Source organism: Sulfitobacter dubius, assembly GCF_900113435.1.
Classification (GTDB): Bacteria; Pseudomonadota; Alphaproteobacteria; order Rhodobacterales; family Rhodobacteraceae; genus Sulfitobacter; species Sulfitobacter dubius.
This window is the reverse complement of record NZ_FOPG01000001.1, coordinates 457,380-483,846: the sequence shown is the minus strand read 5'-3', so window position 1 is coordinate 483,846 and position 26,467 is coordinate 457,380. Positions and strand designations below refer to the sequence as shown.

25 protein-coding genes and 1 tRNA gene are annotated in these 26,467 nt (G+C 61.0%); 8 read left to right on the top strand and 18 right to left on the bottom strand.

What is annotated here, in order from left to right; all coding sequences use genetic code 11:
* Positions 1 to 76 precede the first annotated feature (76 nt).
* The 3 genes from argS to BM229_RS02325 all read right to left on the bottom strand — a co-directional run bounded on the left by argS (position 77) and on the right by BM229_RS02325 (position 3,755).
* Positions 77 to 1,822, bottom strand: a complete 1,746-nt coding sequence (gene argS, locus BM229_RS02335; protein ID WP_093926086.1) for an arginine--tRNA ligase — start codon at positions 1,820 to 1,822, stop codon at positions 77 to 79.
* Between the two features lie 106 nt (positions 1,823 to 1,928).
* Positions 1,929 to 2,549: a Rossmann-fold NAD(P)-binding domain-containing protein gene (locus BM229_RS02330; protein ID WP_093926085.1), complete on the bottom strand. Its 621-nt coding sequence runs from the start codon at positions 2,547 to 2,549 to the stop codon at positions 1,929 to 1,931.
* A 48-nt stretch (positions 2,550 to 2,597) separates the two neighbouring features.
* Positions 2,598 to 3,755, bottom strand: coding sequence for a deoxyguanosinetriphosphate triphosphohydrolase (locus BM229_RS02325; protein WP_093926084.1), 1,158 nt, complete (start codon positions 3,753 to 3,755; stop codon positions 2,598 to 2,600).
* A 95-nt stretch (positions 3,756 to 3,850) separates the two neighbouring features.
* On the opposite strand from BM229_RS02325, the gene BM229_RS02320 reads away from it, so the two are divergent.
* The gene (locus BM229_RS02320; protein WP_067265985.1) at positions 3,851 to 4,174 is read left to right on the top strand and encodes a HesB/IscA family protein; all 324 of its coding nucleotides are present in this window, start codon (positions 3,851 to 3,853) and stop codon (positions 4,172 to 4,174) included.
* A 15-nt stretch (positions 4,175 to 4,189) separates the two neighbouring features.
* On the opposite strand, the gene BM229_RS02315 is transcribed toward BM229_RS02320, so the two are convergent.
* On the bottom strand, positions 4,190 to 5,248 hold the full coding sequence (locus tag BM229_RS02315; protein WP_093926083.1) for a DUF6902 family protein: 1,059 nt from the start codon (positions 5,246 to 5,248) through the stop codon (positions 4,190 to 4,192).
* A 56-nt stretch (positions 5,249 to 5,304) separates the two neighbouring features.
* On the bottom strand, positions 5,305 to 5,568 hold the full coding sequence (locus tag BM229_RS02310) for a DUF6749 family protein (protein ID WP_093926082.1): 264 nt from the start codon (positions 5,566 to 5,568) through the stop codon (positions 5,305 to 5,307).
* A 347-nt stretch (positions 5,569 to 5,915) separates the two neighbouring features.
* Between BM229_RS02310 and xth the strand changes: the two genes are divergently transcribed.
* Complete coding sequence (gene xth / locus BM229_RS02305) at positions 5,916 to 6,698, top strand: exodeoxyribonuclease III (RefSeq protein WP_093926081.1); 783 nt, start codon at positions 5,916 to 5,918, stop codon at positions 6,696 to 6,698.
* Positions 6,699 to 6,700: 2 nt separating this feature from the next.
* Here the strand turns inward: xth and BM229_RS02300 are convergent, their stop codons facing one another.
* A complete protein-coding gene (locus tag BM229_RS02300; protein ID WP_093926080.1) occupies positions 6,701 to 7,285 on the bottom strand; it encodes an HNH endonuclease in 585 nt (194 codons plus the stop codon).
* Positions 7,286 to 7,431: 146 nt separating this feature from the next.
* Here BM229_RS02300 and BM229_RS02295 point away from each other — a divergent pair, with 146 nt between their 5' ends.
* Positions 7,432 to 7,875, top strand: coding sequence for a VOC family protein (locus tag BM229_RS02295; protein WP_093926079.1), 444 nt, complete (start codon positions 7,432 to 7,434; stop codon positions 7,873 to 7,875).
* Here BM229_RS02295 and BM229_RS02290 read toward each other — a convergent pair.
* The 3 genes from BM229_RS02290 to BM229_RS02280 are packed head-to-tail and all read right to left on the bottom strand — an operon-like array spanning position 7,872 to position 9,909.
* Positions 7,872 to 8,537 carry an alpha/beta hydrolase gene (locus BM229_RS02290; RefSeq protein WP_093926078.1) on the bottom strand — a complete coding sequence of 222 codons (666 nt, stop codon included), beginning with the start codon at positions 8,535 to 8,537 and terminating at the stop codon, positions 7,872 to 7,874. The two genes, BM229_RS02295 and BM229_RS02290, sit on opposite strands and share 4 nt — an antisense overlap.
* A complete protein-coding gene (locus BM229_RS02285; protein ID WP_093926077.1) occupies positions 8,534 to 9,166 on the bottom strand; it encodes a DNA-3-methyladenine glycosylase family protein in 633 nt (210 codons plus the stop codon). The genes BM229_RS02290 and BM229_RS02285 overlap by 4 nt, the downstream gene beginning before the upstream one ends.
* Positions 9,163 to 9,909 (bottom strand): precorrin-6A/cobalt-precorrin-6A reductase, encoded by a 747-nt coding sequence (locus BM229_RS02280; protein ID WP_167360177.1) that lies wholly within the window; start codon positions 9,907 to 9,909, stop codon positions 9,163 to 9,165. Before BM229_RS02280 ends, BM229_RS02285 begins: the two co-directional genes overlap by 4 nt.
* A 123-nt stretch (positions 9,910 to 10,032) precedes the next feature.
* Here BM229_RS02280 and BM229_RS02275 point away from each other — a divergent pair, with 123 nt between their 5' ends.
* Positions 10,033 to 11,244, top strand: a complete 1,212-nt coding sequence (locus BM229_RS02275; RefSeq protein ID WP_093926075.1) for an MFS transporter — start codon at positions 10,033 to 10,035, stop codon at positions 11,242 to 11,244.
* 4 nt (positions 11,245 to 11,248) lie between these two features.
* Here BM229_RS02275 and BM229_RS02270 read toward each other — a convergent pair whose 3' ends face one another.
* The 4 genes from BM229_RS02270 to cysS are packed head-to-tail and all read right to left on the bottom strand — an operon-like array spanning position 11,249 to position 15,709.
* The gene (locus BM229_RS02270; RefSeq protein WP_093926074.1) at positions 11,249 to 12,013 is read right to left on the bottom strand and encodes a squalene/phytoene synthase family protein; all 765 of its coding nucleotides are present in this window, start codon (positions 12,011 to 12,013) and stop codon (positions 11,249 to 11,251) included.
* Positions 12,010 to 12,729 (bottom strand): class I SAM-dependent methyltransferase, encoded by a 720-nt coding sequence (locus tag BM229_RS02265; RefSeq protein ID WP_244152091.1) that lies wholly within the window; start codon positions 12,727 to 12,729, stop codon positions 12,010 to 12,012. The genes BM229_RS02270 and BM229_RS02265 overlap by 4 nt, the downstream gene beginning before the upstream one ends.
* Positions 12,726 to 14,342 carry a citramalate synthase gene (gene cimA / locus BM229_RS02260; RefSeq protein WP_093926072.1) on the bottom strand — a complete coding sequence of 539 codons (1,617 nt, stop codon included), beginning with the start codon at positions 14,340 to 14,342 and terminating at the stop codon, positions 12,726 to 12,728. The genes BM229_RS02265 and cimA overlap by 4 nt, the downstream gene beginning before the upstream one ends.
* Complete coding sequence (gene cysS / locus BM229_RS02255; RefSeq protein ID WP_093926071.1) at positions 14,339 to 15,709, bottom strand: cysteine--tRNA ligase; 1,371 nt, start codon at positions 15,707 to 15,709, stop codon at positions 14,339 to 14,341. Before cysS ends, cimA begins: the two co-directional genes overlap by 4 nt.
* A gap of 273 nt (positions 15,710 to 15,982) precedes the next feature.
* Here cysS and BM229_RS02250 point away from each other — a divergent pair, with 273 nt between their 5' ends.
* Complete coding sequence (locus BM229_RS02250) at positions 15,983 to 17,164, top strand: pyridoxal phosphate-dependent aminotransferase (protein WP_093926070.1); 1,182 nt, start codon at positions 15,983 to 15,985, stop codon at positions 17,162 to 17,164.
* A 70-nt stretch (positions 17,165 to 17,234) separates the two neighbouring features.
* On the opposite strand, the gene BM229_RS02245 is transcribed toward BM229_RS02250, so the two are convergent.
* Positions 17,235 to 17,834, bottom strand: a complete 600-nt coding sequence (locus tag BM229_RS02245; RefSeq protein ID WP_093926069.1) for an outer membrane protein — start codon at positions 17,832 to 17,834, stop codon at positions 17,235 to 17,237.
* Positions 17,835 to 18,233: 399 nt separating this feature from the next.
* Positions 18,234 to 18,491, bottom strand: a complete 258-nt coding sequence (locus BM229_RS02240) for an EF-hand domain-containing protein (protein WP_093926068.1) — start codon at positions 18,489 to 18,491, stop codon at positions 18,234 to 18,236.
* Between the two features lie 243 nt (positions 18,492 to 18,734).
* Between BM229_RS02240 and BM229_RS02235 the strand changes: the two genes are divergently transcribed.
* The 3 genes from BM229_RS02235 to BM229_RS02225 all read left to right on the top strand — a co-directional run bounded on the left by BM229_RS02235 (position 18,735) and on the right by BM229_RS02225 (position 21,391).
* Positions 18,735 to 19,232 (top strand): RNA polymerase sigma factor, encoded by a 498-nt coding sequence (locus BM229_RS02235; protein WP_093926067.1) that lies wholly within the window; start codon positions 18,735 to 18,737, stop codon positions 19,230 to 19,232.
* Between the two features lie 81 nt (positions 19,233 to 19,313).
* Complete coding sequence (locus BM229_RS02230) at positions 19,314 to 20,684, top strand: phospholipase D-like domain-containing protein (protein WP_093926066.1); 1,371 nt, start codon at positions 19,314 to 19,316, stop codon at positions 20,682 to 20,684.
* Entirely contained in the window at positions 20,681 to 21,391 is a 711-nt protein-coding gene (locus BM229_RS02225; RefSeq protein ID WP_093926065.1) for an endonuclease/exonuclease/phosphatase family protein, read from the top strand. Before BM229_RS02230 ends, BM229_RS02225 begins: the two co-directional genes overlap by 4 nt.
* Before the next feature lie 6 nt (positions 21,392 to 21,397).
* Here BM229_RS02225 and BM229_RS02220 read toward each other — a convergent pair whose 3' ends face one another.
* From BM229_RS02220 to BM229_RS02210, 3 genes are all read right to left on the bottom strand, one after another.
* On the bottom strand, positions 21,398 to 21,736 hold the full coding sequence (locus BM229_RS02220) for a hypothetical protein (RefSeq protein ID WP_093926064.1): 339 nt from the start codon (positions 21,734 to 21,736) through the stop codon (positions 21,398 to 21,400).
* Between the two features lie 248 nt (positions 21,737 to 21,984).
* A complete protein-coding gene (locus BM229_RS02215; protein WP_093926063.1) occupies positions 21,985 to 25,641 on the bottom strand; it encodes a vitamin B12-dependent ribonucleotide reductase in 3,657 nt (1,218 codons plus the stop codon).
* Positions 25,642 to 26,338: 697 nt separating this feature from the next.
* A tRNA-Pro gene (locus BM229_RS02210) sits at positions 26,339 to 26,415 on the bottom strand.
* Between the last annotated feature and the right edge of the window lie 52 nt (positions 26,416 to 26,467).

Genomic DNA, 26,467 nt, shown 5'->3' with positions numbered 1-26,467 from the left:
CTGCCTCTTTGCCCGACGTGATACATCGCCACGTGGGTCTATCTTGGGGTTGCCTGTTTTCGGCGCGCTGGTGCGGTTATCGCATCTCTTGTGCCGGTGTGACGCCAAGAATACCAAGACCCGCCGCGATTACAATCGCAACGGCACGCGACAGGGCGATTTTTGCCTGCGATGTGGCAGCGTCCCCTTCTTGCAACGCACGCAGCCCGTCTTCGGAACGGCCCAAGTGGTAAAGGCTGTGGAAATCGGACGCGAGTTCATAGAGGTAGAAGGCCACCCGGTGCGGCTCGTTGCTGCGCGCGGCGGTTTCGACCAGACGCGGCCATTCGGCCAGTTTGCGCAGCAGGCCAAGTTCTGCATCATGATCCAGCTTGGTCAGATCCGCATCCATCAGCGTGGCATCGGCAACCTCGACCCCGGCCTCTTGGGCTTTGCGCAGGATCGATGCCACCCGCGCATGGGCGTATTGCACATAGAACACCGGATTCTCGCGGCTTTGCTCCAGCACCTTGTCGAAGTCGAAATCGAGCATCGCGTCGTTTTTGCGCGTCAGCATGACAAAGCGCGTAACGTCCGGCCCAACCTGATCGACCACATCGCGCAGGGTCACAAAAGTCCCTGCCCGTTTGGACATCTTAAACGGCTCGCCGTTTTTATAGAGTTTCACCAGTTGCGTCAGCTTGATGTCGAGCGGCACATGACCATCGCTCAATGCCGACACCGCCGCTTTCATCCGTTTGACATAGCCGCCATGGTCCGCGCCGAAGACGTCGATCAGCATGTCAAAGTCGCGGCTGACCTTGTCGTAGTGATAGGCGATGTCAGGGGCGAAATAGGTCCACGAGCCGTCGGATTTCTTGACGGGGCGGTCCACGTCATCGCCGTGTTCGGTGGATTTGAACAACGTCTGTTCGCGCGGCTCCCAATCTTCGGGCTTCTTGCCTTTTGGCGGCTCCAGCACACCTTCGTAGATTAGCCCTTTGGCTTCGAGCGAAGCAATCGCCGCTTCGATCTGGCCGGTGCCGTAGAGGGATTTCTCGCTGTAGAAGACGTCCATCTCAACGCCGAGGGCCGCCAGATCCTCACGGATCAAGTTCATCATCGCGTCGGTCGCGAACTCACGGATATGATCGAGCCACTCGCTTTCAGGCTGGTCGACCAGCTTGTCGCCATACATTTTCGCCAGCGCCTCGCCCAGCGGGATCAGGTAGTCCCCGGGGTATGTGCCATCGGGGAAGGCCACCTCTTTGCCATTGGCTTCGAGGTAGCGCAGATACACGGACCGTGCGAGCACATCGACCTGCGCGCCACCGTCGTTGATATAGTATTCTCGTGTCACGTCGTAGCCTGCGAAATCCAGCAAGCTTGCCAGCGCGTCGCCAAAGACCGCACCACGGGTGTGGCCCACGTGCAGCGGGCCGGTTGGGTTGGCCGAGACATATTCGACGTTCACCCGTTGGCCGGCGCCAAGGATCGCGCGGCCAAAGTCGGTGCCTTGGCTGAGCACCTGCCGTGCCACATTCTGCCAGACCGAAGGCGCAAGGCGGAGGTTGATAAAGCCCGGACCGGCCACTTCGGCAGAGGTGATGCGCGGATCGTTTTGCAATTGCGCGGCCAATGCTTCGGCGATGTCGCGCGGCTTCATGCCTGCGGGCTTGGCCAGCACCATCGCGGCGTTGGTCGCCATGTCGCCATGCGCGGGGTCACGCGGCGGCTCGGCGGTGATCGGGTCAAAGTTCAGGGTCGCAGGCAGAGCATCCTGCGCGACCATCTGTTCCAGTGTCGCAATGATGAGATGGCGAATTTCGGCAAATAGGTTCATGTCGGGTATCCTTGTTCCCCGCCCGTTTATCATGTGCGGGGGTGCAGTCAATGAAGCGGCGGGCCGCGATGGCCCATGTGAGGGAGTGGCGTTTGAAGCGGCGTTGTCAGCCGAGGTCCAAACGCCCACTTCGGAGCTGTCGGCTAGCTTCGGACCCAAGGTACAGCGCGGTGTCTGCGGCCAATTCGGCCTGCCCCTCGGGCACGGTTATCAGATGAAAATGCAGCCCCCGCGCGCCAAAGACCTTATCGAGCGCGGCATTGGCGGCCTCAAAAGCGCCGATCATCCCATATCCGGCAAGTGCAAGCGGCTGGCTCGGCCGCGGCAGAACGGTTACAACGGACCCCTGCCCGGCCACCAAACCCCGGCCCAAAGCCCGCACCAGCGCAGAAAGCCCCCGGATCTGCGCGTCAATGCCTTGGGCGCAATCGTCTGGGTCCAGCGGCATCAGGTTCAACACCAAATGCAGCGGCGTGCCGCCCCAGTTGCGGTAAAGCGGCTCGAACCGGCTGACCAGATCCCCGGCAAGCGCCAGCCCTTCGACCCGTGCGGGCGACTGGCTCATCAGCCGTGCCAGGACGGCGGGGTCGCGGTCCATCGCCACGACTTCGGCCCCCAGACCAGCCGCGCGTTTGGCAACCGTTGGGCCCGGCGCTTGCCCTGCCGAGAGGATCGCGAAGGTCGCGTCACCGGCCAGACTTTCCGGCAGAACGGGGGTTTGTATCATGTCACGTCACCTATGGATCACAGGGGGCAGGCTACCATGCCGCAAAGATTAGCGGAAGCTGCGCAAATCACTACCGAAAAGGCGGGCGTGTTCTTGCAGCGCAAATCGGTCCGTCATGCCCGCAATGTAATCCGAGACCATCCGCGCCAGCGTGGTTTCATCCTCTGCCGCCTCAATCGCTGCGGCCCAATGGTGGGGCAACAGGTTGGGTTGAGACAGAAACAGCGGAAAGAGGTCTTCGACGACCTTTGTCACCTTCTCGCGATTCTCCATGACCGAGGGCGCGCGGTACATGCGGGTAAACAGGAACTTTCGAATCTCGCGCAGATCCTGCCAGACGGGATCCGAAAAGCGGATCACCGGGAGGCCCAGATGACGGATGTCATCGGGGGATTGTGCGCCCGTTTCCTTTAGCAGTTTGGCAGAGGTTTCGATCACATCACCGACCATCACCCCAAAGACCCGCCGCAGCGCCTCGTGGCGGCGGCGATAGCTGTCGGTGTCGGGGTAGAGTCGGTCCACTTCCGCATAGGCCGCGCCGACCATAGGCAGCTCAGCGATCTCTTCTTCGGTAAACAGACCCGCCCGCAGACCATCGTGCAGGTCGTGGTTGTTATAGGCGATATCATCCGAAAGCGCGGCTACCTGCGCTTCGGCGCTCGCATGGGTGTGCAGTTCCAGATCATGGCGCGCGTTATAGTCAGCCAGCGCATGGGGCACGTCGCCCGTGACCGGCCCATTGTGCTTGGCAATGCCTTCCAGCGTGTCCCACGTCAGGTTTAGCCCGTCGAATTCGGCATAGTGACGCTCCAGCGTGGTGACGATCTTGATCGCCTGTGCGTTGTGGTCAAACCCACCGTAGGGCGACATCAACTTGTGCAGCGCGTCCTCGCCGGTGTGGCCAAAGGGCGTGTGGCCCAGATCATGCGCCAGCGCCACGGCCTCGGTTAGCTCGCCGTTCAGGCGCAACGCCCCTGCGATGGTGCGCGCCACCTGTGCCACTTCAATCGAATGGGTCAGCCGCGTGCGGAAATAATCGCCCTCATGCTCCACAAAGACCTGAGTCTTATGTTTGAGCCGCCGGAAGGCGGAGGCGTGGATGATCCGGTCTCGGTCCCGCTGATAGCAGGAGCGAAACGTGCTTTCCTCTTCGGGCACAAGCCGTCCCTTGGCAGTGTCCGGGTCCGAGGCGAATTCTGCGCGCATTGCGGCTGGTCCTTCTTGCGGTCCTTGTGACCTGTCCTTGTGGTTTCTATATGTTAAGGGAACGCGAAAGAAAACCGATGCATCGGAGCCCGCAGATGAACCTGCCCCCCAAAGTCACCCCCCGCGCCTTTGAACGCCTCGCTGAGATCGGGGCCGCCGACGAAGGCAAAGCCCTGCGCATCGCTGTCGAAGGCGGCGGCTGCTCGGGGTTTCAGTATGACATCGCACTGGACGAACCTGCCGAGGATGACCTCGTTTTGGAAGGCAGTGGTCAAAAAGTGGTGGTCGATAGCGTGTCCCTGCCGTTTCTGGCCGACGCGGTGATCGACTTCACCGAAGAACTGATCGGCGCGCGGTTCACGATTGAGAACCCCAATGCGACTGCGGCCTGCGGCTGCGGCACATCTTTCTCGATGTAAGCTTTCCGGGCGCGTCTAACCGCGCGCCCGTGCAAACCCATCAAAGAATTCTTCGAAATGCGGGCCAGATTGCTCAGCCGCGAGTAAGACCGCGTGGCTTTCTGGCCCAAGATAAGACAGAACATGCGGGCGCATATGCCCCCAATCTGCGCTGCGCTGCGCCCCCATATCACTCATACATGCCACCAAGGGCCGCAGCGCCCCCTGCCCTAGGGAACAGCATTTAAACCGCAGCGCCCCATCGGACATGTGCTGCGGGTGCGGGGGGCGGCCCGCGATTTGCATGGCCCAACCCGTGACGAGCCATTGATGGTAATCGTCTTGCACAGGGGCATTCATATCCACCTGAATGCGAAAGGCACGGTGGCAATCCGCCACGAAGTTCTCCCACGACCTCGCTGGAGCCACCCCGGCAAATCGCAGCGCGGCGCAGACTTCGGCGAGCAGATCCATATCTTGGTCAAGAAAAGCGAGCAGCCCGGTGAACTGCAAACTCAGCAGAGCCTTTTCTGACAAGTTCGGGTCCCGGCGGCCATAGTCCGAGAGATAGTAGACAATATGTGTGAGCTCATACGCGGCCTTTCGGTTGGGCATGGCGAAGGTGGCGCTGCGGGTAATAAAGTTATGCAACCGCTCGCCAAGCGCACCCTCACCGACTCGCGGCCCGACAGCGCGGCGACGCAACAGCCGGCGTGCTTCAGCACGTTGTAGATCGGAAAGTTCTGCGCCCTCTAGGCCCGCGCGGGCAACCTCATCGCAGAGGGCCGCCCCGTGAAGTTCCGGCAAGCCAAGCTCTTCGAGGTCGAGGCAGAGCGACAGGATAAAACGGTAGTACTGCGGGAAATCGCGGAGCATGTTGCGGCTCTTTGAATGGAAGGTGATAAGCGGCTTGAGCGCCTCGGCATCCAATGCGACCCCTGTACTTGCCAGCACCCCCAGTAATTCGGCGTTTTCCTTTAACCAAAAGACATCCCCCTGCTGACGGCGTTCGCTGGCAAAGGCGCGGATCAGTCGCGTTCTTCGGGTTGCCATGTCGGAATTTACTTCGGGCTTGAGCAGAACAACGTTGGTCATTAGATGGCCTCCAACAAGGGACAGCGGGCGGTGAAATCCGCCCGCTTTATCAGGTTTCAGGCGCCAAATGGCAGCACCTGCGCCTCTGAGACGGAAAGCCCAGTGGTGAAGAGGCCCACCTCCGCCCCCTGCGCGATGGTTCCGGTGTTTTGTTGTAACCCAGTGGTGAACAGTTCCACCCCGTCACCCATGAGCATGTCGCTGCCCACTCGATTAAGGCCCGTAGTGAAAAGCCAAATTCCCGCGCCAAGTGTCATCAGGTTGTCGTCCTCCATAGGTGCCGGTAGTGGGGAGAAAACTGTTGCGGTAGTCGTAGTCATATCGAAGTCCTTTCGAGCAAATTACCATTTAACCGTGCAGCTCCTACACTGATGCACTTTAAAATTGTTTCGCCAACTGATTTCCGTCTAAGTCTTTGTCCTGAAAGATTTATCCACATTAGGTACACTGCGCAGTACCTCCGCTTGGATCGCTTTTCCTTCATTGATGCTGGGCAGAAAAAGATCGATCCACAGAGCTGTCTCATGACAAAGAGGGATTACATGTTCCCGTAATTCCCTTATTAGTGGAAACAATCCCTGTCGAATCACCCTAAACGCGCAAGCCTTCCCCTTGCTCCGCGATGCCATTTGCGCGATAGCAGTCGGACATCTTAAGGGGGCCGGATATGAAGATCGCGAGTTTCAACATCAACGGTATCAAGGCCCGCGCGGCGGCCCTTCCCGACTGGCTTGACGAGGCGCAGCCGGACGTTGTCGTGCTGCAAGAGATCAAGTCGGTCGACGAGGCTTTCCCCCGCGAAATGCTAGAAGAGCGCGGCTATAACGTCGAAACCCACGGACAGAAGTCTTTCAACGGCGTGGCGATCCTGTCGAAGCTGCCGCTGGAGGATGTGACCCGTGGCCTGCCGGGCGACGACGAAGACGATCAGGCCCGCTGGATTGAGGCCACGGTCGTGGGCGACGATTTGGCGCTTCGGGTCTGCGGGCTCTACCTGCCCAACGGCAACCCGGTGCCGGGGCCAAAGTATGAATACAAACTCGCGTGGATGGCGCGGCTTCAAGCCCGCGCCGAGGCGCTGCTGGCTGAAGAAACGCCCTTCCTCATGGCGGGCGATTACAACATCATCCCGCAGGCCGAAGACGCCGCCAAACCCGACAGTTGGCGCGAAGATGCCCTGTTCCGCCCCGAGTCCCGCGCCGCATGGCGTCGGCTTGTGAACCTGGGGCTCACGGACGCCTTCCGGGCGCGCACCCAAGGGCCGGGGCATTACTCCTTTTGGGATTATCAGGCCGGGGCGTGGAACCGCAACAACGGTATCCGCATCGACCACTTCCTATTATCCCCCACCGTGGCGGACCGGCTGCGCGATTGCCAGATCGACCGCGACGTGCGCGGGCGCGACAAGCCATCCGATCACGTGCCGATCTGGGTGGAACTGGATATCTGAGGTCAGGCCTCCAACTCGGCATCCCAATAGAGGAAATCCATCCAGCTTTCATGCAGGTGGCCGGGCGGGAATTTGCGCCCCATGTTGCGCAGCTCTTCCGCGGCGGGTTGGCGCGGCGGCTTGCGCAGGGCAAGGCCCGTGCGGTGCAGGGGCCGCGAGCCTTTGCGCAGGTTGCAGGGGCTACAGGCCGCCACCACGTTTTGCCAGCTTGTCACCCCACCGGCGGCGCGGGGCACCACATGATCAAAGGTCAGATCCCCCTTCGCGCCGCAGTATTGGCAGCGGAATTCATCCCTCAGAAATAAATTAAAGCGCGTGAAGGCCACGCGCTTTTGAGGTTTGACATAGTCTTTTAGAACGACAACCGACGGTATCCTAATCACTGTCGAGGGGCTGCGCACCACTTCGTCATATTCGGCGACGATTTCAACCCGGTCGAGCCATTTGGCTTTGACGGCTTCTTGCCAAGGCCAAAGCGACAGCGGGTAATAGGATAAAGGTCGGTAATCCGCGTTAAGCACCAGCGCAGGGCGGTGTTTCAAAGCCGCCGGTTGGCGGGTAAATTCGGTCCTGAAATCGCCGTCCATCTGGTCGCGTCCTCTGCCCGTTTCTCTTCACTATATCTCGCGGTTTCGCTCTGGCAAGACAAAGGTGAACCACTAGATGTCGCCGGTTTTGCCAGCCAAGTACGACAGATGCGTGACTGATAGGCAGAGTCTGTTAACCTTATTGCATGACAGATAAGTCCCTGCCCGATGCCCCCGCCCCACAAGCGCTGCTTGAAGCCGCGCTTTATGTCGATGATCTGGATGCCGCGCGACAGTTCTACCGCGATCACTTGGGCTTACAATTGTTCCAAGAGGTATCGGGACGGCATATGTTCTTTGCGCTTGGGCCATCGGTGCTGCTGATCTTCAACCCCACAGCGACGGCGCAGCCGCCCGGCAACCCGCAGATGCCGGTGCCACCCCATGGGGCGCGGCGGCCGGGGCATATTTGCTTTGCAATGAACCGTGAAGAGATCGCCGCGATGGAAACCCGGCTACGGGCCGCCGGGGTCGAGATCGACACCAGCTTTGATTGGCCCAACGGGGCGCGCTCGCTCTATGTGCGCGACCCCGCTGGCAATTCGGTTGAACTCGCCGAACCCTGGCTCTGGGACGAGATGAAGGGTTAAAGCCCCAATTTGTCGCGCATGAAGGCAAGCGCCACGCTTAGCCCATCCGGCGCGATGCCATGGCCGGTGCCCTTCATCACATGGGCGTAAACGTCCTGCCACCCCGCCTCTTGCAGCGCTTCGGCGGCCTGCGGCAGGGATTGCGGCGGCACCACGTCATCGGCATCGCCATGGACCAGCAGCACCGGCGGCTTCACCCGCGCCTCTTCGGCCAGCGCTTCGGGGTTGAGCAGACGCCCCGAGAAAGCCACGATGCCCGCCACCGCATCCTCACGACGCGGGGCCACATGCAGCGACATCATCGTGCCTTGGGAAAAGCCGAACAGCACGACCTGTTCAGGCAGCACATCTTCGTCCACCATCAGCGCGTCGAGGAAGGCGTCGAGGTCTTCGACAGCGCTCATCATGCCGCGCATCGATTCCTCTTCGGATGATCCGTCGATCCACGGAATCGGGAACCACTGGAACCCCATCGGCGCACCTGCGCAGGCTTCGGGCGCGTCGGGAGCGATGAACAGCGTATCCGGCAGATGCTCGCTCAGCGGATCGGCGAGGCCCAGCAGGTCAGCGCCATTGGCCCCATAGCCATGCAGGAACACCACAACCGACCGTGTGGTGCCAGAGACCGGCTCGCGGCGCTCGGCGTTCAAAACCCGTGTCATGACAATCCTTCCTTTTGTTTCAACACCCGGTAGTAGGCAAAGAGCAGCCGCGCCGCAACCGACCGCCAAGGTGACCATGCGGCGGCCATCGCAGTGAGGTCTTTTGGCGTTGGCCGGGCGGGCAGATCAAACAGCCCCCGCGCGGCTTCTTGCAACGCCAGATCGCCGCTTGGGAAAACATCGCGCCGACCAAGGCAGAACATCACATAGACCTGCGCGGTCCACGGGCCGATGCCCGGCATGGCGATCAGTGCTGCGGTGGCGTCGTCATCGGACAGGCAATGTAGCGCGTCAAAATCGAAATCACGTTCCGCCAAGGCCAACACATAGCGCGCTTTGGGGCGGCTTAGCCCCGCAGCGCGCAGACCTTCGTCGCCCGCGTGCAGAACGTTTTCAGGGCGGTCCAACCCCGCCTCCACCAGCCGCGCATAGATCGCCCGGGCAGATGCCACGCTCACCTGCTGCCCCACGATGATGTCGAGAAGGCCTGCAAAACCCGGTGGGCGCAGACGTAGTGGCAGCGGACCGGTGCGTGCAAGCGCCATGGCAAAACGCGGCTCGGCCTCGGCCAGCCACGCAGCGCCCTCAGCCACTTCGGCGTCGCAGGTGATCGGAGGCGCGAGGTTCACAGCCGTGCCACCCAATCCAGCATCGCGTCGAGGTTGGTCAGGCAAGACGCGCCCTCTGGCAGTGGCGGTCTGTCGATCACGATTACTGGCAAGCCGAGCGACAGGGCAGCGTCGACCTTAGGACGGCTGGCCTGCCCGCCGAGGTTGCGGCAAATTAGCAGGTCGACGCCGAGGTCGCGGAACAATGCCGTTTCGCTCTCCACGGTGAATGGCGGATCGCCAAAGATCAGGTCGACAAAGTCATAGGGTGCGGGCCGGTCATGGCGGCTGGTCTGGCGCAGCATGAGGCGCGCCCCCTTAAAGGGCAGGAACGCGGGCAGGCTCGCCCAGCCGGTGGCGGCAAAGACGCGGGCTCCGGGCGGCACCGCACGGGCGGCTGTCGTCACATCGGGCACCGATTGCAGCAGCGGGTTGTCCAAAGGCCAGACAGGCCGCGAAAAGCTGACGAAGGGTTTGCCCATGGCCGTGGCGGCGGCAAAACCTGAGTGGCTTAGCCCCGCATCGAACCCATGGCTGAGATCGAGCACCGCATCGAAGCCCGCCATATCGCGCCGCAGGGCCGCTGCATCCGTGGCATCGCGCATCTCAAACGCCATCGGCATCGGATTGCTCCCGCGCGGCGGTTCCGTCAGCCACGCGGTGACCCTGTGCCCGGCCTCAGCTAAGGCGACGCCAAGCTGCCGCGCCTCGGCAGTGCCAGCGAGCAGAAGAAGGTTCAGCGAGGGACGGTTCGGGGCGGTCATCGGGGCAATCATCGGTGAGCTTGCCGCCGGGCGCAAGCGGGATCGGAGGCGCAAAAACCGGGGCCGGGCTTGCCCTTACGCATCGGCAGGGCTACGCCTTGGCGGGAAGTGAGGAATTCAGACATGATCGACGACAGACGCGCCCGGCGCAACGTAGCGGTGCTGGTGGCAGCACAGGCCTTTCTCGGGGCGCAGATGCCGATGATTTTTCTCGTTGGAGGCCTTGCCGGTCAGTCGCTGGCGACCAATGTCTGTCTGGCAACGCTGCCGATCTCGATGATCGTGCTGGGCTCCATGCTCTCGGCGACGCCGGTTTCGGCCATCATGCAACGGTTTGGCCGGCGGGCGGGGTTTTTTCTGGGGGCTGCGGGCGGAGCATTGGGCGGCGCGGTCGCGGCCTATGGGCTCTATCTCGCGTCTTTCCCAGTCTTTCTGGTCGGCTCCCTACTCACCGGCGTCTACATGTCGGCGCAGGGGTTTTACCGTTTCGCCGCCGCCGATACCGCCTCGGATGACTTCCGACCCAAGGCGATCTCTTACGTTATGGCCGGCGGTCTGGTCTCGGCCATCATCGGGCCGCAGCTTGCCACGGCGACCTCTGGCAGCCTCGTGGTTCCCTTTCTTGGCACCTATCTGGCGGTGGTCGCGGTAAACCTTATCGGCGCGCTGCTGTTTCTTTTCATCGACATCCCCAAGCCGCCAATTCCGGCCCATGACGCGCCCAAGGGCCGCAGCCGTTGGGAGCTTTTGACCACGCCGCGCATCGCCGTCGCGGTGATCTGCGCCATGGTGTCCTATGCGCTGATGAACCTCGTGATGACCTCAACCCCGCTCGCCGTCGTCGGCTGCGGATATAGCCAAGACAACGCGGGCTATGTGGTCACCGGCCACGTGCTGGCGATGTTCGCGCCGTCGTTCTTTACCGGTCATCTTATCAACCGTTTCGGCGTTGAGCGGATCATGGGCCTTGGCATTGCGATCCTTGCCGCCGCTGGCCTGGTGGCGCTTCAGGGGGTGGAGTTAGGCAACTTCTTTGTCGCGCTGATCCTTTTGGGGCTGGGCTGGAACTTTGGCTTCATCGGGGCCACCACCATGCTCGCGGGCGCGCATGAGCCGCATGAGCGCGGACGGATGCAGGGCCTGAACGATCTGCTGGTGTTCGGCGGCGTGACCGTCGCCTCGCTCGCTTCAGGCGGTTTGATGAACTGTTCGGGCGGCACGGCGCAGGAAGGCTGGGCGGCGGTGAACCTCGCCATGGTGCCGTTCTTGGTGCTGGCCGGTGGCTCGCTGATCTGGCTGGTGCTGCGCAGCCGCAAGGAGACGCAGCTCAGCTAAGCGCCTACCAGCGCGACGCCATGGCCCGCAGCGCGAAATGGCGGCGCGGGTCAGGCAAGCCTGCTTCGGAGACCTTTTGCGGGTCTGCTACAGCCGCGTGCAAAACAGGTCCGGCATGGGCGGCAGGCAACAATGCGGCCCGCGCCGCCTTTGGGATCTGCGCCCGTTTGGCCCGCGCTGACTTCAGGCGGTCCAGTGCTCCCTTGGCAAGGGCCGAAACCCCTTCCGCCGTGCCATCGAGCAGCGGCACACGGCTCGCCTCTTCCAAATTCGGAATCGCACAGAGCCAAGCGGCGATGCCGGTGGCATAGGCCACATCGCGCACAACCGCTTCCTCCGTCGCGCCAAGGCGGCGTGCGGCGACCCACATCAGATGGCCTGCGGTCTGGTCGATGTAGCGCTCGAAATGCGCAGCATCCTCGAAGGGGTCTTTGTAGATGTCCCACCGCCGCGCGGCGACAAGTTCATCCAGCAGTTCCGCATCCTCCGGCGCAATCGCACGGGACAGCGGCGTGGTGACTTCGTGACGCCTGACGGGACCGCCCTTGGCAATCTCCTCCAGCGCGTCGCGCCACCATTGCAGGCGCATCTCGGCGATCATCGCCTCTTGGGTGACCCAAGGCGCACGGGCAACCTCGACGTTGAAGGCATAGAGCGGGAAGAGCAGCTTGCGCGTCTCGACGGGGGCGGCCATGGCGGCGCGAAAGCGCCACGGGTCGGCGCGCTCTACCATGGCGGCGCAGGCGTTCAGGTCGGCGTCGAAGGTCATGCGGGGCGTGCCACCGTCAACAGATAGCCAAACTCGTCCCGGTGCGCGCGCCAGCAGGCGATTTCCGCCTCTGTGGCATCTAGCACCTGCGCCAATGCGTCATCCGCGCCGGGGCGCAGCTTTTCGATGCGGGCCTCCAGCGGAGTGTAGTAATTTTCCCAAGCCTCCTCCGACAGAACACGGGTCGCCACGACCTCATACCCCGCCGCGCGGACCCGGTCGGCAATGCCATCGGCGTCGCTCATCGCTGGATAGTCGGCCCATTGCACGCGGGCGTTCTCCGAAGGGGTATCGGTCAGCCAGCAAGGTTCGGAAAATGCCACCACACCACCCGCGCGCAGGGATTTCCGCCAGCGGGTCAGCGCCTCGGTCACGCCAAGGAAATAGACTGCACCGGCGCACCAAATCAGGTCGTATTCATTGGCAATTGCGGCCATATCGGCGCGCAGCAATGTGACATTCCCATCGGCCACGAAACGGCCCCGCGCGGTGTCGACGAAATGCGCGGTATTATCGAGTGCGGTGACATGCCCCTGCGGGATCGCCGCGCGCAGGGCGCCGATGTCGCTGCCGGGGCCGCAGGCCACATCCGCGATCTCGGCCCTTGCGGGCAGGTCGACCTGCTCCACGGCCCAGCTCACATCCGCAGGCTCCCCCGGCCCTTCGCGCGGCAGATCACGGTGCAGGGTGAAAAAGGCGGTCATATCATCTGTCATTGAGCGCGGTCCCGGATCAATTTCCAACGTATCGCATCTAGCAATGCCTCGAATGAGGCGTCGAGTATGTTGGCGCTGACGCCCACCGTGGACCAGCGCCGCCCCTGCCCGTCTTCGCTGTCGATGATGACGCGGGTGGTGGCTTCGGTGCCGCCTTGGGTGATACGCACTTTGAAGTCAACCAGACGCATGTCATCCAGAAGGCTGCTGTATTTGCCTAGGTCTTTGACCAGCGCCTTGGACAGCGCGTTGACCGGACCACGGTCCGCGCCATCCTCGTCCAGCGATTCCGAGACCGAGAGCCGTTTTTCTCCGTCGACATCGACCACCACGACCGCTTCGGAAAGGCTGACCATCCGGCCTTCGGCATTGCGGCGGCGTTCGACCGTAACGCGGTAACGCTCCACCTCGAAAAGATGCGGCAACTGGTCCATCACGTCGCGGGCGAGAATCTCGAAACTCGCCTGAGCGGTGTCATAGGCATAGCCCTGCGCCTCGCGGTCCTTGACCACTTCCAAGATCCGGCCAAGCGCCGGATCGCCCTTGGCCACGGCCAGACCGGCATCGCTCAGCCGTTTGCGCAGATTGGATTGCCCGGCTTGGTTCGACATCGGGATGATGCGGGTATTGCCGACCAAGGCGGGATCGATATGCTCATAGGTGCTGGGGTCTTTGGCGATGGCGCTGGCATGGAGCCCGGCCTTATGCGCGAAAGCCGACGACCCCACGAAGCCTGCCTGTTTCATCGGCACGCGATTAAGGATTTCGTCCAACATCCGGCTGGTGCGGGTCAGCCCGCGCAGCGCGTCACGGCTCACACCGATCTCAAAGCGGCTGGCATAGGGGTCTTTCAGCAGCAGGATCGGGATCAGCGTGGTCAGATTGGCGTTGCCGCACCGCTCGCCCAGCCCGTTCAGCGTACCTTGGATCTGGCGCGCGCCTGCGTTGACGGCGGCCAGCGTGCAGGCCACGGCGTTTTCGGTGTCGTCATGGGTGTGAATGCCCAACCGGTCACCGGGGATGCCTGCGGCGATCACATCGCGGGTGATGCGGCCGATCTCTTCGGGCAGCGTGCCGCCATTGGTGTCGCACAGCACGATCCAGCGCGCACCCGCGTCATAGGCCGCGCGGATCGCCTCAAGCGCATAGCCGGGATTGGCCTTATAGCCGTCGAAAAAATGTTCGGCATCAAACAGCGCCTCGCGCCCTTGGGCGACCAGATGGGCGACGGATTTTGCGATATTGTCGGTGTTTTCCGCCAGCGTGATGCGAAGGGCGGTTTTGACGTGGAAGTCATGGGTCTTGCCGACGATACAGACCGACTGCGTCCCGGCGTTCAATACGGCGGCCAAAACGTCGTCATTTTCCGCTGACATGCCCGCGCGTTTGGTCATGCCAAAAGCGGTGAGCCGTGCCGAGGTGGGCGGCGCCGCATCGAAGAACGCGCTGTCGGTTGGGTTGGCCCCGGGCCAACCGCCTTCAATATAGTCCACGCCAAGCGCATCCAGCGCCTCGGCGATCTGGCGTTTCTCGTCGGTGGAGAATTGAACGCCTTGGGTCTGCTGCCCATCGCGCAGCGTGGTGTCATAAAGCCAGAGACGTTCGCGCGTCACAACAACCCCTCCAACTGCGCCCGATCAAAGCCGGGCGGTGGGGTCAGTTTCACGCCGTCCTTGCTCATCTGGACTTCGATCCCGACAGAGGTGAGCGCGGTTTTGATCCGGTCGACCTGCGCGAAATCTTTGGTCTCCATCGCGGTGGCATGGGCATCACTCAGAAAAGCCTCGACATCGCTGAGATCCAGCGCCTGCACCGCGGCCCATTCGGGGATCAGATCATCCAGCAGCCCCAAAAGCTTCAACGCCCCGCGCAGACCTGCCGTATCGCCCGCATTCGACAGCCGGTGGCATTCGGTCAACGCACCGTGGGTGTTGAGGTCATCCGCCAAGAGTGTGACGAGGTCCGGTGAAGGCGTCGCGGCCTCAGCCTCAGCCGCCTGAAGATACCATTTGCGAAGGGTCTTCTCAGCCTCCTCACGCTTTTTCTCAGTCCAGTCCATCGGCTTGCGGTAATGGGTCGAGAGCATCACGAAACGGATGACCTCCCCCGGCACGCCTTGGTCCAGCAGATCGCGGACGGTAAAGAAATTGCCCAAGGACTTGGACATCTTCTTGCCCTCGACCTGCAACATCTCATTGTGCAGCCAGTAGTTGGCGAACCCGTGGCCCGCGCATTTCGACTGGGCGATCTCATTCTCGTGGTGCGGGAACTGCAGGTCGATCCCACCGCCGTGGATGTCGAACCGCTCCCCCAGCAGGTCATGCGCCATGGCGGAGCATTCGATATGCCAGCCCGGACGGCCCTGCCCCCAAGGCGACTCCCAACCGGGCGTGGCCTCATCCGAAGGTTTCCAGAGTACGAAATCCATCGGGTCTTCTTTGTAAGGCGCGACTTCAACCCGCGCGCCTGCGATCATGTCGTCGACCGACCGGCCAGAAAGCGCGCCATATTCGGCGTATTTGCGCACCCGGAACAGCACATGGCCCTCGGCCTCATAGGCGTAGCCCTCGTCGATCAGCCCGCGGATCATCGCGACCATCTGGGGGATATACTGTGTCGCGCGAGGCATGTGGTCGGGCTCCAGCGCACCGACGGCGGCCATGTCGTCGAGATACCACTGGGTCGTCTCGGCTGTGATATCGCCAATGCTGCGCCCGCTTGTCGCGGCGCGGGCGTTGATCTTGTCATCTACATCGGTGAAATTGCGCACGTATGTAACGTGTTCGGGCCCATAGACGTGCCGCAGCAGCCGGAAGAGCACATCAAACACGATCACGGGCCGCGCGTTGCCCAGGTGCGCCCGGTCATAGACCGTGGGGCCGCAGACATACATCCGCACATTCCGCGCATCAATCGGCGTGAAATCCTCTTTCTTCCGGGTGGCGGTGTTGTGCAGCTTGATCGTCAGGTCACGGGTCATGGGCAGGCGTCCTTGCGCGGGTGTGACGCGGGCTTGGCATAGTTTTGTCAGAATGGGAATGACGTGAACAGCGGCCCGCGAGGATGTCTCAGCGGGTAATGCAGCAAATAATGAGCGTTGCGGTGTTCATGACCGGGTTGTAGCAAGCGCGCCGCCCTGCGCCAAGCCCCTTGTCCGGTTAAGTTTTACGCAACCGCTCCCCCCCGCCTTCCCCGCGCGGATTGACAAAGCCCCAAGGCTCTGCCCCCTTGTGCGGAAATTTTCGGAGGCATCATGGATAGATCATCGCGCATCAAAGGGGTTCTGGCCGGAGGGTCCGACGGTTGGGAGGTGTTTCATAAGTCGCGTGCGATGATTGCGGCGGGGGTGCCCGTCACCGAGCTTACCATTGGCGAGCATGACATCCGCACCGCCGCCCCGATCCTGCAAGAGATGCACCGCAGCGCGCTCGGGGGTCATACCGGCTATGCCGCCGTTCCGGGCACAGATGCCCTGCGCGACCGGATCGCAAAGCGGGCCGAGGAGCGGACCGGCGTGCGCACGACGCGCGACAATGTGGTGGTGACGCCGGGCGGGCAAGCGGGGCTTTTCGCGGCTTTCATGGCGGCTTGCGATCCCGGCGATGCGGCGCTCTACATTGACCCCTATTATGCCACCTACCCCGGCACCCTGCGTGCCGCCGGGGCGCGGCCCATCGCGGTCGCGGCGCGGGCCGATCATGGGTTCCTGCCCCGCGGGTCGGATCTGGCAGCTGCCGCCGAGGGCGCGAAGGCCCTGTTGATAAACACACCCAACAATCCGACCGGCGTGATCTATGGCCGTGAGACTTTGACCGAGATTGCCAAGGTCTGCCAAGACCGTGATCTGTGGCTGGTCTCTGATGAGGTATATGACACCCAAATTTGGGAGGGCGAACACCTCAGTCCACGCGCCCTGCCCGACATGGCAGATCGCACGCTGGTCATCGGCTCCATGTCGAAATCCCACGCCATGACAGGCAGCCGCTGTGGCTGGATCATCGGCCCTGAGGACATCATCGCCGATATCATCGACCTCGCCACCCATACCAACTACGGCGTGCCGGGGTTCATTCAGGACGCGAGCAATTATGCTCTCGCTCAAGGTGATGCACTTGAGCGGGAGATCGGGGCACCGTTTGAACGTCGTCGGACGCTGGCCCATCAGGTACTGGCGGCGCAGAATGTGGTGCGTTTGGTGCCTTCGCAAGGGGCGATGTATTTGATGTTGGATATCCGGGCCACGGGGCTGAGTGGCAGCGATTTTGCCGACGCATTGCTGGAAAGCCTCCACATCGCGGTCATGCCCGGCGAGAGTTTTGGCGCGGCGGCGGCGGGCCATGTTCGCGTCGCCATGACCATCGAAGACAGTGCATTTGAAACAGCACTACGAAGCCTGTGCAGCTTTGCCGAAGGGTGCGCCAGCCGCGCGGCATAGGCCCATGAAAAGGCCGGCCCCTTTCGGAAGCCGGCCCGTTCATCTAGGCGAGTTCCCTCGCCAAGACAGATCAGAAGCGCATGGAACCGCGCAGGGAGATCGTGGTTGCGTCAAGATCGTCGCCTGTGCCGCCTACGTCATCAAATTTGTGCTGCAGAACTTCACCACCGACTGTGTAGCGATCGGTCACTTTATATGTGACACCCACACCGGCGAAGGGGCCGGTTTCATCACCAACGTCGGTGTCGGCACGGGCCGCACCAGCTGTCGCATAGACCAGCGTGTTGCCAAAGTCGTAACCGGCTTTCAGCTTGGCACGGGCGACGGAGTCGGCGGCTGCGCCGCTGTTGCCCAGATCGATGTCGGTTTTGTCATAGTCGAGCTCACCACCCAGTACGAACTTCCCGAAGTCATAGTCGTAACCTGCGTGGAAACCGTAAGATGTGTCGTCACCGTCAAGCGCACCGCTGTCGCTGTCGATGTCTGTTTGGCCAACCTGAAGACCGGTGTAGAAACCTGTCCAGTTGCCATCAACGGCCACGGGGGTCGGCGCTGGTGTGAAAACCGGTGCTTCGACTGTGGTGTCTTCGAGCGAGCCTGCTGCGGCTGCGCCGGCCAGTGCGCCTGTTGCGATGAGGGCGATGCTCGCGATTGTTGTCGTGCGTTTCATGTTCTGCTCCTTAAATTCAGGTGACCTGCGATCCTCGCCGCAGGGTCACTCACGCAACGCCCCATCTAGTATTCGGTTTCATGTTTTTCACTTCACAGAATTGCGATGCGCTGATTGTCGCACATTTGCAACAATTGGTAGGCCAAGCACCGCTCAAGTTATGTATCAAATGCAAGAATAGTCCGGCGGAAAATGTAGATTACTTAGTATTATCAGAAGGTTGGCGTCGCAACTGCCATTTGAGGTCGAGCTTGGGCGCTTAATTTTGCCCCGCCTCAGCTTTTAAGCGAGAGACCACTCTTCCTATTAAACATCCTGAACCGCAAAAAGGGTCCGGACCTTTCGATCCGAACCCTTCCGAAGCTTTTGGGGGGAGAGGCAAAAGCCTTCTGTGTTAGATCATTCCTCTACTGGCGCTGTCGGCAGCATGCCGGACTCGCCCGCGCCCTGAATCTCTGCTGCATCCAAACCACCATCAGCGTTTAAATCCATGACCGAGAACTGCTCGCCGGTGATCTCAGGGTAGACCGCCTGCAATTCCGCCACGCTCAGCAGACCGTCGCCATTTGCGTCTACTTCTACCGTGTCGGCTAGGACGAAGGATGGCACCGCGAATGTGGCTGCTACGAGGGCAGCGGTTTTGGTCAGTCGTGTCATTTTGATACTCCGTTTAGGCTTTTGAGGCGAAGGCTTCGGGCGCCTTCATAGTGTTAGACGCGCCCATCGCTGTTTGCGTCCGACCACCCCAAGACCCGCGCGGGGGTCTGCCGATTGCAGCCCTATGGTTAAGCGGCCCCTCGCCCAAAAAGCCCCCTTGCCCCGCGTCGGCGGATTTCGCGTACTGGTTGTGCGCTCAGAAATCAGCATCCTGCCCCAAACGCAAAATAACGAGAGGCAGAGATGACATCAGATACAAAAGACCCGCTCACCCCCCTGTGGCCTCGGCTAAGCGCCCGCGCCCGCCGACTGTCGAACACGGCGGAAGAAGCAGACGACCTGTTGCAAGAAACCGCGATGAAGTTGATGCAGACCCTGCGCGATGGCACCGTGATAGAGACGCCCGACCGCTATGCGATGATCACTTTACACAACATCGTCCGACAACGTTGGCGGCAAAAGCGAGAGACAGAAGAATTGGCCGACGATATGGCCCTTACGCCCCCTGCCGCCCCTGCCCGGCTTGCCTGCGCTGATCTTCGGGACGCGATTGCGCGGCTGCCGCCTGAGCAATTGGCGCTGATGCAGCTGGTACAAGACGGTGAAAGCAGCCCGCAGGCCTTGGCCAACCAAACCGGTTTGCCCCTTGGTACCGTCATGTCGCGGCTGGCCCGCGCCCGCACGCGGTTGCGGGCAGAGATGGACATGGCGGCAGATACATCGGTGAAGGAATTGATGTAGCGCCATTACGGCAAAGCTTGCTGTTAAGATCGAAAGGGTTATCTGCTTGTCTTGTTAGCAAAATGGAGCAAGCCGCACCCGATGTCTTGGATCACCACACACTTAGAAATTGTCATCATCGTGGTCCTGACGCTGCTGGCGGCCATTGTTATTTTGCAGCAGCGGCGCACGCCGCAATCGACCGCGGCGTGGCTGTTGTTTATCATCGCCCTGCCGTGGGTCGCGGTGCCGCTGTTTCTGGGCCTTGGCTTTCGCAAACAATCCTCCCGCTATTCCCCTGTGCATTTTCTTAAAGGTGACACCGGCGGCCCGCCGCCGCACCCGGTGCATACGCTGGATGCCACAATGCAGTATTTCGGCTTGCCTGCTGCCGCGCAGGGGCAAGACCTGCGGCTGTTGGGCGATCCAACCGCGGCGCATGAAGCGGTAATGGCGCTGATACAAGGGGCCGAGAAACAGCTAGATGTGCTGTTTTATATTGTCGCCAATGACGAGACGGGGCGGATTTTTGTGGATGCGCTGACTGAACGGGCCAAAGCCGGTGTGAAAATACGCCTGCTGATGGACCGCTTGGGCACCCTGCGCGGCCCCGCTGCTGCCTTGCGTCGCCTACGTGCGGCGGGGGGCGATGTCCGTTTTTACTCTCCATTGCTACAATTCCCCGGTTCAGGGCACCTTAACCTGCGCAATCACCGTAAGATGATCATCGCCGATGATGCCCGCGTTTTTTCAGGGGGCATGAACATTGGCGCGCATTACCTCGGCCCCACTGCGCGCGCGGATGGTTGGACCGACTTGGCCTATTTGCTTGAGGGGCGTGCAGTGCAAAGCTTTGGGGATGTCTTTCGGTCCGATTGGGAAGTGGCCAGCGGCGAAACGCTGGAGCCCGCGCCATCGGTCGCTGCTGACACTGGCGGCGGGGCAACCGTTCAATTGGTCCCGTCTGGCCCTGACATTACCGAAGATCCCCTGCATGACGGTCTGATCCGCGCGCTGCATTTGGCAGAGGCACGGATCTGGTTGGTCACCCCCTATTTCGTACCGACCGAGGCACTTGGTGCAGCGCTCACAACGGCGGCGCGACGCGGAGTGGATGTGCGCATACTGGTCCCCGAACGCTCCAATCAGCGGCTCGCGGATTTTGCCCGCGGTGCCTATCTGCGCGATCTGCATGAGGCCGGGGGCCATGTGCTTTATTATCAACCGGGGATGATCCACGCCAAGGCCGGGATCATTGACGGTATGGGGCTGGTCGGCACGGCGAATTTCGACGTACGCAGCATGTTGCTGAACTTCGAAGTGACGCTTTTTGTCTATGACGCGGCCACGGTCGCAAAGTTGCACGATTGGTTTGCCCATCTGTCAGAACATTGCGCCATGGAAAAGCCGCCCACTGGGATGATCCGAAAGGTCGCCGAAGGGGTTTTCCGCCTCGGAGCGCCAATACTATGATCCCCGCCGTAGCCCCGCAATCGCTGCGTATCGTCAGCTATAATATCCGCAAAGCCATGGGCACAGACCGCCGCCGTGATCCTGAGCGGATCATGCGTATCATCCGCAGCCTGCATGCCGATGTGGTGGTCTTACAAGAAGCTGACCGTCGCCGTGCCCCGCGCCCATCTGCCCTGCCGCTGGAACGCGTGGAAAAGGCCACTGGGATGTGCCCCGTGCCGACCCCCAGTGACGTGAGTATTGGCTGGCATGGCAACGCGGTGCTGGTCCGCCCCTCGGCCAAAATTGACAGTGTCGCGCATCTGACACTGCCCGGGGTAGAGCCGCGCGGGGCAATGGTCGCGGACCTAAACATCGGCTCGCGTCAACTGCGGGTCATCGCCTCGCACCTTGGCCTTTTGCGCCCCTCGCGCAAAGAACAGTTAAGCGCCATGATTGCCCATCTCGACGCCTGCGCCGCCTGCCCGACCCTGATCGCCGGAGACCTCAATGAATGGTCGCAAAAGGTCGGGCTTGGCCGTTTGGCGAAGCGTTTCACCATTCACGCGCCGGGCAAAAGCTACCATGCACGGATGCCCGTAGCCTTTCTTGACCGGATGGCTTTGGATCAGCATCTTTACGTGCGCCAAGGCGGCGTGGTCGAGACATCGCAGACCCGCCGAGCGTCAGACCACCTGCCGATCTGGCTCGACGTAGCACACCGCTAACGCCGCTTACCCCGTGGCCCACGCAAGTTCGCCCACCATCATGTTACAGGCCTGCTGGGGCGTGGAAAAGGCAACCTGCATATCAAAGGCCATGCGCACATCCGCACGCGCCTTGGCGATTGTCGTATCTGTCGCCCCTAGCCGACGTGCAGTTGCGATATTCTTGTTCGCGTCATGGCGCAGCTTCTGCACGCTTTCATAGCCGCCCGCAAATCCGGCACATTGCTTGGCGGTCAACTCTGCCGCCGCCGCTCTGCGCGCCGCTGCCTCCATCGGCGAGGCCGGAGGCTCCACACATGCCGCCAACGAACTGGCGAGAAATCCTATTAATGCAAGACGTTTCATCAAATTCTCCCTTTCCCACTCTTGATAGGGAGAACCTGGTTTAATTTTAGTTAACGGATGAATGGCTGATCTTCGAAAGTTAACCATTGCGGTCTTCCGCAACCTTAAATCCGCCCGTGAGACAGAGAGAACAGGCCCAAAAACCTGCCATAGGTTTTTCAGTTCACGTCATCGATAGATCGTAGGCCCAGTCGTCGGGGCGGGCCTTGCGGCCCTGCCCCTGCCCACCCCCTTCGGGGCGTGTCCGCTTAGCTACAGCCGCTTGTCCCGCCGCAGGTGTTGCACTTCATGCAGGTGCCGTTGCGGACCAAAGTATAATTGCCGCACTCGCCACAGGCTTCGCCTTCGTAGCCCTGCATCTTGGCCTTTGCACGCGCATCGAAGCTTACCGCGCCAGAGCTTGCGGCCGTGGAAGATTTCACCGCAACGGCCATGTCGCCACCGCCGCCGACCTGAGGCAAAAGGGTCTCAAGCGCTGCGCTGATATCCACGGCCTGACCGCCCTGAAGCACCACAAGCTCTTGGGGCAAACGATTGCGCAGATAGCCTGAGGAGCTGATTTGTTTCAGTACATCCAGCGACTTATTCGCCGCCTTCTCGCTCAACTCGCTTACATTGCCAAGGTTCTCTTCCTCACCCCGGCCCAGATCATCAAAGGTCGCACCTTCAGGCTTCACATGTGCCAGATCGGTCCGGTCGAGGTAGGACACCGCCAGTTCGCGGAACACATAGTCGAGGATCGAGGTCGCCTGTTTGATGCTGTCATTGCCCTGCACCATGCCTGCAGGCTCAAATTTGGTGAAGGTGAAGGCATCGACGAACTCCTCCAGCGGCACGCCGTATTGCAGGCCCACGGAAACCGCGATGGCGAAGTTGTTCATCATCGCCCGGAAACCCGCGCCTTCCTTGTGCATGTCGATGAAGATTTCACCCAGCTTGCCGTCTGCGTATTCGCCGGTGCGCAGATACACCTTATGCCCGCCGACATTCGCCTTCTGGGTATAGCCTTTGCGGCGCTGCGGCATCTTCTCGCGGTGGGATTTGATGATCTCCTTAACGATCACCTTCTCGACGATCTTTTCGGCCAGCACGGCGGCCTTCTCATGTGGCGTGCCGCTTTCCAGCGTCTCGGCGGCGTCCTCATCGTCTTCGACCAGCGCCGCGGCCAGTGGCTGGCTCAGTTTTGAGCCGTCACGGTAGAGCGCGTTCGCCTTGATGCCCAAGGACCAGCTCAGCTCATAAGCTTTCTGGCAATCCTCGATGGTCGCGTCATTCGGCATGTTAATGGTTTTGGAGATCGCCCCTGAGATGAAACTCTGCGCGGCGGCCATCATATAGATGTGGCTGTTGACCGAGAGATAGCGTTTCCCCTTCTTGCCGCAGGGGTTGGCACAATCGAAGATGCCGTAATGTTCTTCTTTCAGATGCGGCGCGCCTTCCAGCGTCATGGTCCCGCAAACATGGTCATTGGCCGCTTCGATGTCCGCCTTGCTAAAGCCGAGCGAGCGCAGCAGGTCAAAGGTCGGATCATTCAGTTTCTCGGTTGGGATGCCCAGCACCTGCGTGCAGAAGGCCTCTCCCAGCGTCCACTGGTTGAACACAAAGCGGATGTCGAAGGCCTGCTTGAGCGCCGCGTCAATCTTGGCCAACTCATTGGCGCCGAACCCGTGGCCCGCTAGCGTGGTGTGGTTGATCGCAGGCGCGTTGCCGATGGTGCCGTGGCCCACCGCATAACTGACGATCTCTTCGATCTGGGCCGATCCGTAGCCGAGTTTCTCCAGCGCGGCAGGCACGGATTGGTTGATGATCTTGAAATAGCCGCCACCCGCGAGTTTTTTGAACTTCACCAGCGCAAAGTCAGGCTCAATCCCCGTGGTGTCGCAGTCCATCACCAGACCGATGGTACCCGTGGGCGCGATGACAGAGGTCTGCGCGTTGCGGTAACCGTGGGCTTCGCCCAGTTTCAGCGCCTCGTCCCAGCAGGATTTGGCAATGTCGACCAACCCCGCCTGCGGGCAATTGGCATGATCCAGCGGCACCGGCTTGACCGAGAGCTGCTCATAGCCGTCCGCCTTGCCATGGGCCGCGTTGCGGTGGTTGCGGATGACGCGCAGCATATGCTCGGCATTCTTGGCATAGCCCGGGAAGGTGCCCAATTCGCCTGCCATCTCGGCCGACGTTGCATAGGCCACACCGGTCATAATCGCGGTCAAGGCACCGCCAAGCGCGCGGCCCTCGTCGCTGTCATAGGAATAGCCCATGTTCATCAGCAGGCCACCGATGTTGGCATAGCCCAGACCAAGCGTGCGGAAGTCATAAGACCGCTGCGCGATTTCCTTTGACGGGAACTGTGCCATCATCACACTGATTTCCAGTGTCACGGTCCAAAGTCGGCTGGCGTGCATGTAGTCCTCGACCTGAAACTCGCCATCCTTGAGGAAGGTCAGCAGGTTCATCGAGGCCAAGTTGCAGGCCGTATCGTCGAGGAACATGTATTCCGAACAGGGGTTCGAGCCACGGATCGCGCCATCTTCTGGGCAGGTGTGCCAGTCGTTCACAGTGTCGTGGTACTGGATGCCGGGATCGGCGCAGGCCCATGCGGCGTGGCCGACCTGATCCCAAAGGTCCCGCGCACGAATAGTCTTGGTCACACGGTTTTCGGTGCGGCTGATAAGCTCCCAGTCGGCGTCTTTTTCGACAGCTGTCAGAAAGGCGTTGGTGACGCGGATCGAGTTGTTCGAGTTCTGGCCGGAGACCGAGTTATAGGCTTCCGAATCCCAATCGGTGTCATAGGTCGGGAATTCGATGCTGGTGTGGCCCTGCTTGGCGTAATCCAGCACACGCTTGACGTAAGTCTCGGGGATCGCGACCTTTTTGGCCTCGCGGATCGCTTGCTTCAACTGGTCGTTCTTGGCCGGGTCATAGGCATCTTCGGCCACGCCGTCCCATGCCTTGATCGCGTCAAACAACAGGTTCAGCTTTTGCTCGTGCATCTTGGAGCCAGCCACGATGCTCGCCACCTTCTGCTCTTCGAGCACCTTCCAATTGATGAAATCTTGAATATCGGGGTGGTCGGCGTCGACGATCACCATCTTGGCCGCGCGGCGGGTGGTGCCGCCGGATTTGATGGCGCCAGCGGCGCGGTCGCCGATCTTGAGGAACCCCATCAAACCCGACGACTTGCCGCCGCCCGACAGCTTCTCGCCCTCTCCGCGGAGCGATGAAAAGTTGGTGCCCGTGCCCGAGCCGTATTTGAACAGACGCGCCTCACGGACCCAAAGGTCCATGATGCCGCCATCGCCCACCAGATCGTCGGCGACCGATTGGATAAAGCAGGCATGCGGCTGCGGGTGCTCATAGGATGATTTCGACCGGGTCAGCTTGCCGGTCTTGTAGTCGACATAGTAGTGCCCCTGTGCCGGGCCATCGATGCCGTATGCCCAATGCAGGCCGGTGTTGAACCACTGCGGTGAGTTCGGTGCCGCACGCTGGCTGGCGAGCATATGGCGCATCTCGTCGTAGTAGGCCTGAGCGTCTTCTTCGGTGGTGAAATAACCCCCCTTCCAGCCCCAATAGGCCCAAGCACCCGCCAAACGGTCGAACACCTGCTTCGAAGACGTCTCGCCGCCCATGGTCGCGTCATCGGTCGGGACCGAGCGCCACAGGAATTCCGGCACGCCCTTCTCTTTGACGCGGCGCGTAGCACTTGGCACGCCTGCTTTGCGGAAATACTTCTGCGCGATCACATCGCTGGCGACTTGGCTCCAGGCTTTGGGCACTTCGACATTATCAAGCTTGAACACCACCGAACCGTCAGGGTTACGGATTTCCGACACCGTGGTGACAAAGTCCAAATCCGCATAGGCGTCCTGCCCGGCTTTAGTGAAATTACGTTCAATTTTCATTGTCGCTGCCTCATATCCAGCATTTCAAATCCCAAGCCGATCGCCCCTCAGCAGACCGCCTCACCCCATTTCTTTCGTCGGCAGGAAACAGTCCGGCTTCGCTGTGCCCGCCTAATAGCAAGCAACTCGATTTTACTAACAATGGTTGTTCTGCCCTGTCCTGCTGCCTTAGCGCCTAAAGGTGTTAACCACTATATCTTGTGGCGCTTTTGGTAACCCGCACAAATTGACGTAGATATGACTACAGGGTCAACGATTTTTTTACGATTTATTTTGACGCAGCAGGTTGACCAAATAGAGCGGATTTACCTTTCAGCAGCCAAACCGATTCAAACTAAGGATATCCCCAGAGATACCCGCAGGCCGCGTGCCGCGGGCGAAGGTGAAATTACCTTTTCCCGTGGCAGGGTTAGCGGGCCGGATTGAGAGATTGGTTTAATTCATCCACAGCAACAGGTGCCAGTGGACCGGAACGTAACGGCAAGTCCCAACTGAGCCGATGAGATGAGCCGCGATGACATCGCCCACCCCCACTTCGGCCCAAGCGCGACAGAATCGCCACGGTTCACAGCACAAACGGCAAAGACCCACCACAAACGCAGCGGTCGATACTAAATCTTGTGCAAAATGGGAAAGACGTAACATTGACGGCTCAAGAAAATGCCAAAGCCATATCAATATCACGACTGGAAGAAAGTGGTCGGAGCGAGAGGATTCGAACCTCCGACCCCCTGTACCCAAAACAGGTGCGCTACCAGGCTGCGCCACGCTCCGACTGACGCTTCTTTAGCTATAACCCTGGGGATTGAAAAGCCCCGAATGACCG

Excerpts from the sequence above, each read along its gene's own strand:
- BM229_RS02325 (WP_093926084.1), bottom strand. The coding sequence starts at position 3,755 with ATGCGCGCAGAATTCGCCTCGGACCCGGACACTGCCAAGGGACGGCTT.
- BM229_RS02280 (WP_167360177.1), bottom strand. The coding sequence starts at position 9,909 with ATGACCGCCCCGAACCGTCCCTCGCTGAACCTTCTTCTGCTCGCTGGC.
- BM229_RS02310 (WP_093926082.1), bottom strand. The coding sequence starts at position 5,568 with ATGACTACGACTACCGCAACAGTTTTCTCCCCACTACCGGCACCTATG.
- BM229_RS02330 (WP_093926085.1), bottom strand. The coding sequence starts at position 2,549 with ATGATACAAACCCCCGTTCTGCCGGAAAGTCTGGCCGGTGACGCGACC.
- BM229_RS02230 (WP_093926066.1), top strand. The coding sequence starts at position 19,314 with ATGTCTTGGATCACCACACACTTAGAAATTGTCATCATCGTGGTCCTG.
- BM229_RS02225 (WP_093926065.1), top strand. The coding sequence starts at position 20,681 with ATGATCCCCGCCGTAGCCCCGCAATCGCTGCGTATCGTCAGCTATAAT.
- cysS (WP_093926071.1), bottom strand. The coding sequence starts at position 15,709 with ATGACCCGTGACCTGACGATCAAGCTGCACAACACCGCCACCCGGAAG.
- BM229_RS02295 (WP_093926079.1), top strand. The coding sequence starts at position 7,432 with ATGACAGATAAGTCCCTGCCCGATGCCCCCGCCCCACAAGCGCTGCTT.
- BM229_RS02275 (WP_093926075.1), top strand. The coding sequence starts at position 10,033 with ATGATCGACGACAGACGCGCCCGGCGCAACGTAGCGGTGCTGGTGGCA.
- BM229_RS02270 (WP_093926074.1), bottom strand. The coding sequence starts at position 12,013 with ATGACCTTCGACGCCGACCTGAACGCCTGCGCCGCCATGGTAGAGCGC.
- BM229_RS02250 (WP_093926070.1), top strand. The coding sequence starts at position 15,983 with ATGGATAGATCATCGCGCATCAAAGGGGTTCTGGCCGGAGGGTCCGAC.
- BM229_RS02265 (WP_244152091.1), bottom strand. The coding sequence starts at position 12,729 with ATGACAGATGATATGACCGCCTTTTTCACCCTGCACCGTGATCTGCCG.
- BM229_RS02235 (WP_093926067.1), top strand. The coding sequence starts at position 18,735 with ATGACATCAGATACAAAAGACCCGCTCACCCCCCTGTGGCCTCGGCTA.
- BM229_RS02300 (WP_093926080.1), bottom strand. The coding sequence starts at position 7,285 with ATGGACGGCGATTTCAGGACCGAATTTACCCGCCAACCGGCGGCTTTG.
- xth (WP_093926081.1), top strand. The coding sequence starts at position 5,916 with ATGAAGATCGCGAGTTTCAACATCAACGGTATCAAGGCCCGCGCGGCG.
- BM229_RS02290 (WP_093926078.1), bottom strand. The coding sequence starts at position 8,537 with ATGACACGGGTTTTGAACGCCGAGCGCCGCGAGCCGGTCTCTGGCACC.
- argS (WP_093926086.1), bottom strand. The coding sequence starts at position 1,822 with ATGAACCTATTTGCCGAAATTCGCCATCTCATCATTGCGACACTGGAA.
- BM229_RS02220 (WP_093926064.1), bottom strand. The coding sequence starts at position 21,736 with ATGAAACGTCTTGCATTAATAGGATTTCTCGCCAGTTCGTTGGCGGCA.
- BM229_RS02240 (WP_093926068.1), bottom strand. The coding sequence starts at position 18,491 with ATGACACGACTGACCAAAACCGCTGCCCTCGTAGCAGCCACATTCGCG.
- BM229_RS02245 (WP_093926069.1), bottom strand. The coding sequence starts at position 17,834 with ATGAAACGCACGACAACAATCGCGAGCATCGCCCTCATCGCAACAGGC.
- BM229_RS02215 (WP_093926063.1), bottom strand. The coding sequence starts at position 25,641 with ATGAAAATTGAACGTAATTTCACTAAAGCCGGGCAGGACGCCTATGCG.
- BM229_RS02320 (WP_067265985.1), top strand. The coding sequence starts at position 3,851 with ATGAACCTGCCCCCCAAAGTCACCCCCCGCGCCTTTGAACGCCTCGCT.
- BM229_RS02315 (WP_093926083.1), bottom strand. The coding sequence starts at position 5,248 with ATGACCAACGTTGTTCTGCTCAAGCCCGAAGTAAATTCCGACATGGCA.